At 39.6% G+C, this 14,022-nt stretch carries 8 protein-coding genes; 6 read left to right on the forward strand and 2 right to left on the reverse strand.

From position 1 onward, the window contains the following. Positions 1-198: 198 nt before the first annotated feature. Positions 199-2,016 carry a M61 family metallopeptidase gene (locus tag ACWXWT_RS16995; RefSeq protein WP_456042759.1) on the reverse strand — a complete coding sequence of 606 codons (1,818 nt, stop codon included), beginning with the start codon at positions 2,014-2,016 and terminating at the stop codon, positions 199-201. A 204-nt stretch (positions 2,017-2,220) separates the two neighbouring features. Here ACWXWT_RS16995 and ACWXWT_RS17000 point away from each other — a divergent pair, with 204 nt between their 5' ends. From ACWXWT_RS17000 to ACWXWT_RS17020, 5 genes are all read left to right on the forward strand, one after another. Next, positions 2,221-4,377 carry a tetratricopeptide repeat protein gene (locus ACWXWT_RS17000; protein WP_456042760.1) on the forward strand — a complete coding sequence of 719 codons (2,157 nt, stop codon included), beginning with the start codon at positions 2,221-2,223 and terminating at the stop codon, positions 4,375-4,377. 202 nt (positions 4,378-4,579) lie between these two features. Then, positions 4,580-6,136 carry a diguanylate cyclase domain-containing protein gene (locus ACWXWT_RS17005; RefSeq protein WP_456042761.1) on the forward strand — a complete coding sequence of 519 codons (1,557 nt, stop codon included), beginning with the start codon at positions 4,580-4,582 and terminating at the stop codon, positions 6,134-6,136. 63 nt (positions 6,137-6,199) lie between these two features. Beyond that, positions 6,200-7,564, forward strand: a complete 1,365-nt coding sequence (gene ppnN, locus ACWXWT_RS17010; protein ID WP_456042762.1) for a nucleotide 5'-monophosphate nucleosidase PpnN — start codon at positions 6,200-6,202, stop codon at positions 7,562-7,564. Continuing rightward, entirely contained in the window at positions 7,557-8,324 is a 768-nt protein-coding gene (gene xni, locus ACWXWT_RS17015) for a flap endonuclease Xni (RefSeq protein ID WP_456042763.1), read from the forward strand. The genes ppnN and xni overlap by 8 nt, the downstream gene beginning before the upstream one ends. A 47-nt stretch (positions 8,325-8,371) precedes the next feature. After that, positions 8,372-8,770: a DUF3192 domain-containing protein gene (locus ACWXWT_RS17020; protein WP_456042764.1), complete on the forward strand. Its 399-nt coding sequence runs from the start codon at positions 8,372-8,374 to the stop codon at positions 8,768-8,770. Between the two features lie 659 nt (positions 8,771-9,429). Here the strand turns inward: ACWXWT_RS17020 and ACWXWT_RS17025 are convergent. Next, positions 9,430-12,198, reverse strand: coding sequence for a S9 family peptidase (locus ACWXWT_RS17025; protein WP_456042765.1), 2,769 nt, complete (start codon positions 12,196-12,198; stop codon positions 9,430-9,432). A 394-nt stretch (positions 12,199-12,592) separates the two neighbouring features. On the opposite strand from ACWXWT_RS17025, the gene ACWXWT_RS17030 reads away from it, so the two are divergent. Beyond that, positions 12,593-13,603, forward strand: a complete 1,011-nt coding sequence (locus ACWXWT_RS17030) for an isocitrate dehydrogenase (RefSeq protein WP_456042766.1) — start codon at positions 12,593-12,595, stop codon at positions 13,601-13,603. Positions 13,604-14,022: the final 419 nt, after the last annotated feature.

The following is a 14,022-nucleotide window of genomic DNA, read 5'->3' on the forward strand; positions in this document are numbered from 1 at the left end:
GTCAGATGCTGGAGGTAGAGTAACGCAGGAGCTTGTTACCGAGGATCACTATTCGCTTCAATCATCTGCCTTGCCTACAGCACGTTGAACTCCCGCTGAAAGATCACATATTTAATAGGATTGGTATAAATAACTAAATTAAAATGCCCTACTATCAGGGCATTTTAATTATCAATCAAATATCAATATCCAACAAACTTAGTCAGCCCAATCACCATTATCATCAAACGGCCAATCGACACCTAACCACGCTTTATAAAACGCTTTTTGAGCATCTGTAACATTATCAACGGGGATAATAGATAAATCATCTTTAGGTTGCTCGCTCAACTGCAGACTGACCTCTTCCAAGCGATCATTACTGAATATACTCAGCTTAATCGTATCGCCAGCATTAAAATCATTCAGACGCTTAGTCAATCCATCCGCTGTCACTTTTAATCCATTCACAGCAACAATCTCATCGCCGGCAGACATACCCGCGTTCCAAGCAGGGCCATCCTTTACCACACTGCTAATGATTAAATCACCATCTAAACCTGACAACATCACTCCAGCATCAACAACCGTTTTAGGTTTCTTACCATAAGTGCTCATCAATCCAGCGTGTGCTAGCAGCTCATCAAACTGAAGAGTCAATGGTTGATTAATATATTGTTGCCACCAAGATTGATAATCTTTACCTGACAATTGCTTCAAAATGGCTTGTACATCGGCAACGTTATAACCCATTGGAATGGTGTATTGCTGGTAAAGTGTTTTATGAACATCTCGATATGAGTGAACAAGTTTTGTGTCACTCAACAAACTAAAGTCAAGCGCCATTGATACTAAATAACCTTCAGAGTATATATTAACGCTGTGATTAAGTGCGTAATCCCCAGAAGTGCTACTCCATTGGCCTAAACTGGCTTCTGCAATAGATTGTATCTCACGGCCAGGGTTATGTTGATTAAGCACAATACGTTGGCTTAAATCATCAAAAAACTCTTTGGCTGTAATCACGCCTGCACGCAATAATAATTGATTTTGAAAATAACTTGTAGATCCCTCCGCCATCCACAATAAGTCAGTCAAGCTTTCGGACTGATAATCATAGGGTACTAACCCTTCAGGACGGTATGCTTTAACATTCCACGTATGGATAAATTCATGAGAGGCGGTGCTAATAAAGCGCAAATAATCTTCACGTTCACGAAAATTAAATCGTGGCAGTTGAATCACCGTCGAATTGACATGTTCTGTAGCACCTCGAGCGCCACTGGTTGCATGGATCATATACACATAACGCTTAAATGGATATCCATCCCAAATAGCCGATGCTTGCGCACTGATTTTTGCTAAGTCTTCAACAATTTTTTGGGTATCGTAATTACCTTCCCCCCAAAAAACCACTTCATACTGGCGGTCATTGGCTTCAAAACTAAAGTGTTGATTGAGTCCTGTTTCAATTGGTGAGTCAACAAGCACATCATAATTGGCCGCTTTAAACGAATTCGATTTTAAGCCTTGTTCCATTCCTGAATAGCTGTTCCAACCTTTAGGTATCGTCATATCGACCGTGATAGGCTGTTGACGAAATTCAGGACTATACATAAATACACCACTGGCATCTAAAAAAGCATGACTAGTATCAATATGGCGTAAACGGTCTCCGAGTTCGTTCGCTTGCAGTTGGTATGTCACCTTAACCGATGTGGGTTTGGTGAGTGCTATTTGCCACTCACCACTTGCAGTTCGCCTCCAAGGTAAAGACTGACCTTGGCTGTCTGTTGCATTAAATAATCTGATACCATCGGCAATGGGTAACACTTGATAACGGCCCGTACGCCATACAGGCAAATTAACCGTTAACTGTTCCGAATCCGTTTGAGGAAATGAAACGCTCACTTGAGCTAAATGATGAGCAGGCTGATGAATATCAATATGGTAGTCAACATCTGCAAACGCAGGCATGCCCCAAGTCATCGAAAAAACGGCACTGCTGGTTAAAATTGCAAGAGAAGTAGGTTTCACTCTAGGTTCCTTCTGGTATGATTCTATTGTTTTTATTTTAAATTCCGAACAATTATAACGATCTAAACTTATTAACACAGTGCTAATTTACCTAATGATGGTCAATAGTCAGTCTTTAGAATGTTAAACCACTGTAAATTTGTGTCCCTATGCAATGTTCAAATTAAGCCCATGTTAACTAAAAATATAAAGGTACCTCTTGCTATGCCGCGACATTTTTCTTTATTAATATTATGCACAATACTATTCAGTTCAATGGTGTCTGCCAGAGACGTTGAACAACAAGAAATATTATTTAAAGAAAACCCACAAAATCTCTATACAACACTAATTAGGGCAACAGAGTTTCCGCTGCAATTCTCAAATAAAACCGAATTCGAGCAGGCCGCCAATGAACTCAGTTATCAACCAAACGAACTTCATCGGGATTTAGAGTTGCTCGCTCGATTAAATTTGGAAGCAAAACTCAAATCACCAACCAAATTTCAAGATGCCGAATTACTCATTAAGCAATTGGATACCATCGCAACAACAACGTTAGAGCAGGCCATCGTCATTATGTTAAAGGCCCGTCTAAAAGGCCGTCAAAATCAGGAATATAAACAAGTTATTATTCAATATAACGACGTGCTCAATAAAATCAGTACGGATATGAGCCTCGAAAGCACCCTGCTAAAGGCTTCACTTCATGACCAATTGAGCATGTTACATTCACTGATCCTTCAACCCGCCCCGGCGCTATCTCATTTAAATCGTTATCGCGAAATTGCTTATCAATTACGTAACGATTACTTTATATCTGATGCTGAAACCCAACTAGGCCGTTATTACAACCTAAACGGTGATCAAGCAAAATCATTACAGCATTTTAGTGAAGCTTTTCGTTTAGCCAGTAACTTAGATTACCCAGGAATAAAAGCACACACACAGCTCAACTTGGCCCGCACATACCGTGATCTAGAGCAATGGGATGATGCACTAAAATATGCTCATAACGCTGCAGAAATACTTCAAAGACTAGGCCAAGATGTTTATTTATCAGACACATTAACCGTCATCGCAATGATCTATGCAGGCCAAGAACAGTGGAACAAAGCCATCGATTATTATTTAAACGCCCAACAAGTGAATGAACGTATAGGCAATGAAATCGCCATGGGGATCACCTACCATAACTTGGGTGAAGCATATTTCAAACTCAATAGTATTCAATTAGCATTAGATGTATTACAGCGTGCAAACAGTATTTTTAGGAAACGCAAAGTAGATCATTACCTCGTTCATAATGAGTTATTGTTCGCGCAACTTAATATCGACCAAGAAATGTGGTCTGCTGGTATTGAACACGCAAATAAAGCACTTGAGTTAGCCAAAAAGAAAAAGCTAATGGACGTGCAAATTGAAGCACTGAGCTTCCTATCAACAGCGTACCGTAAAACCAACGATCTCAATGCAGCAATAACATCAGCAGATGCGATTATTCAACTAACCAATACATCGCAAGATAATACCCAACAAAACAATGATTTTTCAGAATTAACAGAACAAAAGTTAAAGTTTGAACTGGGTTTACTGAATAATAAATTACAACAGCAATCGACTAAAAATAAATACAACAACGTTATCATTTTAGTATTAATTATCACCCTTATTATTGTAATAATATTGTTAATTTTCCTCTACAGTAAACTAAAACAAAAAAATCATTTATACCTTAACGCTCAACGTTTAAATGCAATAGATCCAATAACTGAGTCGCAAGGGTATAGAGCATTAATTCAACGCTTAAATACACAAAAACACACTGAGCCAAAAACATTAGCCTTAGTTAATGTTAATGAGCTGAATAATATTGACATACAGCTTGGGCTTACAGAGTCCATCACACTGATGCAGCAATTTACGGCTCAGTTTAGTAAACAACTTGATGCAGAAGTATTTGTGATACGATCTGGTTTAATCGCCTGTTATTTTGAGAGGCAATACGACGCAGATGTTATCTTAAGTGCAGTATTAAGCAGCCTTGAACAATTGCAAGCAACCCAATTAACCATTCCAAACTTTGCAGTAAACCCCACCAATAAGCTTGCGAGTATTGGCCATATCAATTTGCCTTTACTCGCTAATCCAGACGTCTACATCAGTGCAGAATTACAATTTGAAACGCTACAATATGCACTTGCAGCAGCAATGGAAATAGCACAACAGCCCGCCTATATTTCATTGCGCCCCCTCAATTTTGCTCCTGCCGCTCTTTTTATGCGGCCATTGTATTTAAATCTAACTCAAGCGCTTACTCGAGGTATTATTCGTGCAGAAAGTAATCGTAATGTTCAAGATATCAATTGGCCTAAACATTAATTGCTTAATAAACTTGCAATCGTAGCTAATTATACTGTTTTAAGGGCAATTAGATTTGCTACATCACACTATTGAGATAAGATTGCCATTATATTAATGGATTAATAGCGAATTAATGTAAAATCGGAATTGATATCCACATCAATATCCACATTATGGTAATCGATACCTTTCGCTGATGAATGAAAATAGGCACTGTAAAATGAAAGAGTCAAATACAACGATAACTCAAATTTCGTTGATGAAGCAAAAGCTCAATGCGGCAAAAATTGCACTCGAAAAAATTAATACAGATCGCAATGATAAATTGAACACACTGATTCAATTTATCACTCACCTTAGTCTAGCCTGCAAAGGTCAACATTTAGAGCTCGACAATAAGCTGGCTAAATTACGTCATAATATGCACAACTTTGAGCAAATTGATGATGCGTTGCCTGAGTTAGTCGACATCGAAAGGTTATTAAAATCCCAATATAACCATACCATGACTCGTTTAGAGGACAGCCGTAATGGACTCAATAGAGTCATCCGTCAAATTCAACGTATTGATGCCGCCCCAGATAAACTCAAAAAAGAAATAGGCTATTTTAAACAAGAATTAAGCAAACCTTTTCATACTGTATGGGAATATATTCCTAAAGTAGAGAAGCTGATTTTTTTCTATGAAGAAATTTTAAAAAATGAATTTTCAGGTGCTGACAACTACCAGATTTTACCTCAGCATGTTCAATTAGCCACAGAACTTGCCGCTAAAATAGCCGAAATAGAATTTAGAAAAGATCAACGAGATCAAATATTAGTCATAAAAGAAGTGTTACTGGGTGATATCAGTTTAAACAACTTATTAGAGTCATACCAAACCATCTTAAGTTTACTGCTCGACAACATCGCCCGCGAAAAAACGGCTTCACAAGACTTTTTGTTTGCTATCAATGATGCCTTAACGCTTGTACGTGATGTAGTCAATAATGCTCATAATAGCAGTCAGCGCAGTGAGCAACTTAAAGGACAACTTAACAACGAGATTAATTTACGTGTCAATAATGCTGACGAAATCATTGTTGATGTCGATAATCTTTCTGAGTTAAAAACGCAACTTACATTACAGTTAGCTTCTTTACGCGATGCGCTATCTCGTAAAGAAGCGCTAGAACAGCGTGAACAAAATATCTTACGTAAATCAATTGAGTCTATGCGTAAAGAACTCAACTCAATTACACAAGAAGCCAATAATTACAAAGAAAAGCTATTTGAACATCAAAAACTTAACCTTCTTGACCCACTCACTCAACTAGCAAACCGTACAGCATTAGAAGACCGAATGGAGCAAGAGTACCGTAACCATATTCGTTACAAAACTCCCTTATGGATTGCGATTACTGATATTGATCACTTTAAAAATATTAATGATAACTTTGGGCACAGCACTGGCGATAAAACCCTTCAAGTCATTGCAATGGCTTTAAGAAACTCACTACGTGAAAGTGAGTTTGTCGCTCGTTACGGTGGCGAAGAATTTGTATTACTACTACCCGATATAACCGATGAACATATCTCTCAATTGTTAAACAGAGTGAGAGAAAAAATCAAAAATATTCCGTTTAAGTTTAAAAATCAGAGAATTACGGTTACATTATCTATAGGTGCAGCGCAAGTGATGGAAAATGAAACACTTGAAGAAGCTTTCGAAAGAGCAGATGCAGCATTATACCAAGCAAAAAACAACGGTAGAGACCGAGTCGTTATTGATATCTAGCCCATTCCAAAGTACTTTCCTTTGGGCTAAAACATCTCTCACTCGGGTCCAAAGGAGTTGCTTATGATCGTAAAAATTAGTCCACGCGGTAGCCTAGATCAACTTTCTCAATTAGAAGTCGAACGCCTAAAACAAGGCGCAAAAAGCGACCTTTATCAATTATATCGAAATTGCTCACTTGCGGTACTCGCATCAGGGCTCATTAGCGATAGTTCAGAAGCACTTTTTCGACGTTATGAATCGTTCAGCATTAACATTTTACAACGCGAAAGAGGCATACAGATTGAGCTTGTCAATCCGCCTACACAAGCCTTCGTCGATGGTGAAATTATTGCCGGAATTCAAGAGCACCTGTTCGCGGTATTACGCGATATCATCTACATCAGCAACAAATATGAAAATTTAAAACACATAGACTTAAGTAATGCCAGCCACATTACTAATGTTGTATTTGATATTTTACGTAATGCCCAAGCCATCTCCCCAATGAAAGACCCTAACGTTGTTGTATGCTGGGGAGGACACAGCATCAACGCCGTCGAATATCAATATACGCGAGATGTCGGTTATCAACTCGGACTGCGTAGATTAGATATTTGTACCGGTTGTGGGCCCGGCGCAATGGAAGGCCCAATGAAAGGCGCCGCAATTGCACATGCTAAACAACGAGTACACAATGCCCGCTATATTGGTTTAACAGAACCCAGTATTATTGCCGCTGAACCACCAAATCAAATTGTAAATGAATTAGTCATTTTACCTGATATCGAAAAACGTCTAGAAGCCTTTGTGCGCTTAGGGCATGGTATTGTGATTTTCCCCGGGGGCGCAGGTACCGCAGAAGAATTACTCTATTTCCTTGGCATCTTATTAAATAATGACAACAGCAGTATTCCTTTTCCATTAGTGCTAACTGGGCCGAAAGAAAGCGCAAATTACTTCACCGTAATAGATGAATTTATCGGTGCGACACTTGGGCCAGAAGCACAGAGCAAATATCAAATCATTATTGATGATCCTGTTAAAGTTGGCCAAATAATGAAACAAGGTATGGAAGAAGTAAAAACCTATCGCAAAGAAAAGAGTGATGCTTACCAATACCAATGGTCACTTAAAATTGAGCCCGAATTTCAATTACCCTTTGAGCCGACCCACGATGTCATGGAAAATTTGAATCTCTATTTTCAAGATAATAAAGCTGAACTTGCCGCAAACTTACGCAAAGCGTTTTCTGGTATTGTCGCGGGTAACGTAAAAAGTGATACCATCAAATTAATCCAGCAGTTTGGTCCCTTTAATATTAAAGGTGATGCTAAACTCATGAAGATGATGGATAAGCTATTAAATGCCTTTGTTAAACAACAACGAATGAAATTACCAGGAAGCGCTTATGTGCCCTGCTACAACATAATAAAAACAAATGAATAAATTACTGATTATTGATGGACTCAATCTTGTACGCCGTATTCATGCGGTGCTACCTGATGAAAATGATATTATTAGCGTACAAGAACGCGTGTTAGCAGCATCTCAAAAAATGCTATTACAGCATCAACCAACCCATTGTATTGTCGTTTGGGATGGCAGTGAGCCGTCCTGGCGTAAAACGCTGTATAGCGACTACAAGAAAGGTCGTAAACCCATGCCTGCTGCACTCAGCGAAGGCTTAATTAACATCAAAACCACATTGGCAAAACACAACATCCACTCTTATGATGCCCAATCTGAAGCCGATGATGTTATAGCCACTATCGCGATGAAAATGATCACCAATAAAGGTGAGGTAGTTATTGTTTCTACCGACAAAGGGTTTAGCCAATTACCAACTAACAATCTCACCTTGTGGGATCATTTTAATCAACAGGTTTTTGATGTTATACAATACGAGAAAAAACTCGGAATAGAGCAATACCAAATGCTCGACTTTATCGCACTTGCCGGCGACAGTGGTAACAAAATTCCCGGTATTGCAGGCATCGGCCCCAAGTCTGCCGCTGATCTGCTGAATAAATTCAGAACACTTGCTAATTTATATCGTTCTTTAGACAACCTTGGTGCCAAACAGGCCCAAAAGTTAGAAGAAGGCAAAGAAATAGCACGAATTAGCTATAAATTGGCACAGTTGCAAATTGATATTCCACTGAATATTAATTTGAAACAATTTAGAACCAAACCGATAACAAACTAATGTAATAATAAGATAATTGCATTCATACTTAACGGATTGAACAGAATATGAACTCAAAAGTAACTTATATTATCGGTGGAATATTCATATCCTATTTGTTGTTTGTTGCCGTGGTAATTTTTGTTTATGAGCCCCAGCCAGAAGATAGAGCATGGGATGACCGCCAGGCATTCAATTTACAACAAATGAGCGACATTAGCTTTGGTCAAAGTCTTAATGAAATACGTGCTTTATTAGGCCGCGCAGACTTTGTTGAAGCCAAAACGGCTATTGATGGCCAATATCAAGTGATGTATTACCGTACTCACCATATAAAATCAGACGGTGAAACAACGAAGGAAGAGTGTACACCATTGTTATTCAGAGATAATTTACTCATAGCATGGGGACAAGACACTGAAGAACAATACTTTTCTGTGCCGATAACCTCTCAAGCGCCTCAATAATACCAATCTCATTAAATATCTGGTCAGTTCAGAGTCTCTCAGGTTTTTCAATTCAAGGCACATTGATGTAGAAATGGTTGCTCCCTTTTAAATCGATGTAACACAGAAGTGGAATACCTGAGAGACTCCATTCTGGCGGGTTTCAAAGTCCTTTATGCTTCGTTAGATGCTTTCAAAATACGACTGCATGGTCTATTTTTTTCCATAAAAAATAAGACATTCCCACCATCCATGGCGGTCAGATGCTGGAGGTAGAGTAACGCAGGAGCTTGTTATACCAATCCCATTAAATATCTGGTCAGTTCAGAGTCTCTCAGTTTTTTCAATTCAAGGCACATTGATGTAGAAATGGTTGTTCCCTTTTAAATCGATGTAACACAGAAGTGGAATACCTGAGAGGCTCCATTCTGGCGGGTTTCAAAGTCCTTTATGCTTCGTTAGATGCTTTCAAAATACGACTGCATGGATGCTGGAGGTAGAGTAACGCAGGAGCTTGTTACCGAGAATCACTATTTGCTTCAATCATCTGCCTTGCCTACAGCACTTTGAACTCCCGCTGAAAGATCACATATTTAATAGGATTGGTATAAGGCATCAATAACAAAAACGCCCTATCTGTATCAGTATAGGGCGTACATCATTCCTGTTCAGATGAACATTTAATCTACTTTTTTATATTCCTGATAGGCTTCACCTTGACGTAACCAATCTGGGGCTTGTGCACCTTTTAAATAATGATCAAAATACTGTTTCATCTTAATACTGTAATCAAGCTTGTTTGGGTACTTTTTCAAATGATGCGGTTCATCTTCATATTGTAAAAACACCACATCTTTACCAGCCCGGCGAAGCGCAAGATATAACTCAACGCCTTGTTCCCAAGGTACAGCATCATCTTTATCACCAAACATGATCATCATCGGTGTCTGAATACGATCAGCATAAAAAATGGGTGAGTTTTCTATATACTTTTGTGGCGCTTTAAACAAACTTTCGCCAATGCGACTTTGACCTGTTTCATATTGAAACTGCCTCGCTAAACCAGAACCATGACGGATACCGCTATAAGCGCTGGTCATGTTAGACACTGGAGCACCAGTCACAACTGCTTTAAAGATATTCGTTTGTGTTACTGCATATGCACTTTGATAGCCAGCCCAAGAATGCCCCTGAATACCTACCGCATTAGGATCGCTCACGCCCATCTCTATCAGCTTTTGTACACCTGCGGTCAATGCTTTGACGGATGAAATCCCCGGATAACCGATTTCAAAACGAATATCGGGCAGAAAAATAGCGTAGCCATTGTCAGCGTACCAAGCAAAATTAGGCCTATGATTGAGTTTCATATCAGGGAATGCATGTAATCTATCGCTCATAAAGCGATAGAAATACACTAAGGTAGGATACTGTTTTCCAGCTTGATAATTCGTTGGTTTAATGAGTACCCCATCCATTTTGATGCCGTCACCATCACGCCAATGCACAAGCTCAGCACGCCCCCAATTAAAAGCATCACGTTGTGCGTCAAGATCCGTAAGCTTGTTTGCCGTTTGAATATCAACAATGTCTGCGCTGTATAAGTCTGGATATAAGTCATAACGCTGTTTAGAAAACACCACTGTATTAGCTTTTTTAGCACGGGCCAACAACGACAGTTTACTGTTGCTTTCTGTCAGACGACGCACACCCGATTGACCCACTGTGGCATTAAAAAAAGCATCAGCCTTCGTTACATGGCTATAACCTTGTAAAAGTAACTCATTACCTTGATGAATGACCGCGGGTAATCGTTTCTCTTTTACCAAACCAACCACTCTAAATTGCGTTTTCTGCTTTCGCCCTTCACCGTTTGTTAGCATGAAACCTTTATATGAAGCCGTATTAAATTGCCACACATCGTATTTATCATAAACGGTAATCCCACTGTCGTCGGCTAACCAAGGTCCAAAACCATACCCAGGCGCTGTAGAAGGATAATCATGATCTTCATCAGCAAAAGGCGTCATGATGCTATGGGTTAAATTAGTTTTACGACCTGAAGTCACATCAAATAGATACACATTCCCCTGCTGATAATATGCCAAGTATTTAGCGTGGGGAGACAAGGTTGGCATTGCATCGCTGGGTTGTTGCGTGAGAATTTGCTGTTTCTTGCCTGTATTGACATTAACGACATACACATCGCGATAGAATCCCGCCCATGTGATCATTTTTTGATACGGTATATCAGAACTGGCCAATAAGTAATTTTGCTGTTCACCATAAGTAACATCAGGTACTGCTAGATCGGCTAATTGCACCATTTTATTCGTATCGAGGTGCAACACAGCAAGATAAGTACGTGTTAGTTCTTTAGCATATTCTTTTACTTCGTGCGGTTTAATCTTAGGGTCGTCACCATGCCAAATTCTTAACTGTTTTTTACCGGTAATGATTTTAGGGTTATACACATCTTCAGCTTGCTTATAATCTGCTAATTCAACTTGTTGAGCTACATGAGGAACTCTGCCAACGAATAAACGTTGATTGTCTTTAGAAAACTGTAAGCTTGAATGTTGATTATAGGTCCAGCCATCATCTCGACTAAACGTTTGCTGTTTAGCTGTACGTATATTAAACAATAATAAACTATGCTCTCGGCCATAACGCTCAACCGATGCATCCCCCTGAGTCACCGCAACATAACGACCATCATGGCTAATGGCTAAAGCCTCCATTTGTTGCTCATCACTATGGTAGAGACTTTTAGTAGTAAGCACATCAAGATTAACCAATACAACCTCGTGTATAGATTGCTGGTTTTGCAATACCACTAAATACAAGCCTGATTGATCAAATGCAAACCGAGTGACATTTTTGAGTAGCAATTGTTCATCAGAAGCCAACTTTATGACCGTCACATCGGTGCCCACATCCGCTTTATCAACGTCTGCGTTAACCTCTTTATCCTGGGTTGCTTTGTCTTCTTCGGCATCTGCCTTTATCGGTTTAAACTTGACGAGGAGATAACGCCCATCATCACTAAAAGAAGCTGAATCGACATTATCAAATTGTTGCTGCGTGCCATTATCGGTATTTAATAACATAACAGAATGGGGTAAATCGTCACTTTTTTCGGTTTCCCGAGCCAACAATGTCGCTTCAAGGGTAGCCAATACAAAACGGCCATCAGCACTTACATTAACGTTAGTACCGTGAGCAATCTGATACTGCTTACTGTTATCGGTAAAGCGCACTAAAGCATGGCTATCGCCTCTATCTGGTTTAGCTTGTACAGCCATAACCTTGCCATTATCAGAAATAACAGGTTTTTGCAGCGTTTCGAAATGCATAATATCGTCTATTGTAAGCGCCCGCGGCGCAGTCGCACCATGGGCACTAAAAGACAGGCATAACGCCAGTGGGATAAGGGTTAATAACTTCACATTTTCCTCTAATTATTATCGTGATGGATTGTCTGTTATTTTGATGGACCATGCTTACCATACAGGATTGGCAGCATTCGACCAAAGTCGTCTATATAAAAAATGCTACCGGCATAAGCTATTTGACGCCGATAACACCATTAAGGTTGACGTGAGGCTAGATAAAACAAAGCAAAGTCAATAAAGCGCTCACTGAGGGTCCATAGTAAAACAATCGGATTAGGATTGACTTAAAAATAACGAAATTTATGTGATAAAACTCACTATTTTCTGTAAATAAACATTAAAAGTCGTTAAAATACGCCGCAGAAAATCGACGGTTTTTTATCGTCACCTACCGCATCCAGCATGCGGTCTAACAATTGCAGTAACCACAACCGTGGAAGGACTATTCATGTCAAAACGTACAATAACCGTGATCCCAGGTGATGGGATTGGACCAAGTATTATCGATTCAGCATTAAAAATCCTCGACAAAGCAGGATGTAACTTTGAATATGAATTTGCAGATGCAGGGTTAACGGCGTTAGAAAAGCACGGTGAACTAGTTCCTCAACGAACTTTAGACCTTATAGAAAAAAATCGCATTACCCTTAAAGGCCCATTAACGACACCTGTTGGTGAAGGCTTTACCTCTATCAACGTGAGCCTGCGTAAAAAATTCAGTTTATATGCCAATGTGCGTCCGGTGATTTCATTTAAAGGAACCCAAGCACGATATGAAAACATTGATATCATTACCGTGCGTGAAAACACTGAAGGTATGTATTCAGGATTAGGCCAAAAAATCTCTGATGATGGCCAAACAGCTGAAGCGACCAGTATTATTACTCGCCAAGGTGCCGAGCAAATCACTACATTTGCTTACGAACTGGCACGTAAAGAGAATCGTAAAAAAGTCACTATTGTTCATAAAGCCAATATTATGAAATCGACTTCTGGTTTATTTTTGAAAGTGGCACGTGAAGTGAGCTTGCGTTATCCAGACATCACCACCGAAGAAATGATTGTTGATGCTACTTGCATGAAGTTAGTCATGAACCCTGAAAACTTCGATGTCATTGTAACAACAAACCTTTTCGGCGACATTTTATCTGACTTATGTGCAGGTCTTGTCGGCGGTTTAGGGATGGCACCAGGCGCTAACATTGGTCGCGACGCTGCTATTTTTGAAGCAGTACACGGCAGTGCACCTGACATAGCAGGTAAAAACTTGGCTAACCCTACATCGGTCATTTTAGCGTCAATTCAAATGCTAGAATACTTAGGCATGTCAGATAAAGCTGAGATGATCCGCAATGCGGTATCTGCAGTCATTGAAGAAGGCGACCGTACCACTCGCGATTTAGGCGGAACTCACGGCACAACTGATTTTACACAAGCAGTGCTTGACCGTTTAAGCTAGTTGTTAACTTAACTCGGGTTAAGAGGTGGGATATGCAAGGTAAAATGACAATATTCGACCTCTTTTATATCAAACTTGTCATTTGTTTTGCTAACAAGGCGCGTTGGTGCATCAATAGCTAGCCTATTGCGAGCCAATGCAACACAGCTTGCGAGACAAAGAACGGTTTGATAACCGTTTATACCAATCTCATTAAATATCTGGTCAGTTCAGAGTCTCTCAGGTTTTTCAATTCAAGGCACATTGATGTAGAAATGGTTGTTCCCTTTCAAATCGATGTAACACAGAAGTAGAATACCTGAGAGACTCCATTCTGGCGGGTTTCAAAGTCCTTTATGCTTCGTTAGATGCTTTCAAAATACGACGGCATGGTCTATTTTTTTCCATAAAAAATAACACATTCCCACCATCCATGGCGG

It is taken from the genome of Shewanella sp. A22 (genome assembly GCF_053850585.1).

Bases quoted from the DNA above. Each gene is read 5' to 3' on its own strand.
- ACWXWT_RS17000 (WP_456042760.1), top strand. From the start codon at position 2,221: ATGCCGCGACATTTTTCTTTATTAATATTATGCACAATACTATTCAGT.
- ACWXWT_RS17005 (WP_456042761.1), top strand. From the start codon at position 4,580: ATGAAAGAGTCAAATACAACGATAACTCAAATTTCGTTGATGAAGCAA.
- ppnN (WP_456042762.1), top strand. From the start codon at position 6,200: ATGATCGTAAAAATTAGTCCACGCGGTAGCCTAGATCAACTTTCTCAA.
- xni (WP_456042763.1), top strand. From the start codon at position 7,557: ATGAATAAATTACTGATTATTGATGGACTCAATCTTGTACGCCGTATT.
- ACWXWT_RS17020 (WP_456042764.1), top strand. From the start codon at position 8,372: ATGAACTCAAAAGTAACTTATATTATCGGTGGAATATTCATATCCTAT.
- ACWXWT_RS17030 (WP_456042766.1), top strand. From the start codon at position 12,593: ATGTCAAAACGTACAATAACCGTGATCCCAGGTGATGGGATTGGACCA.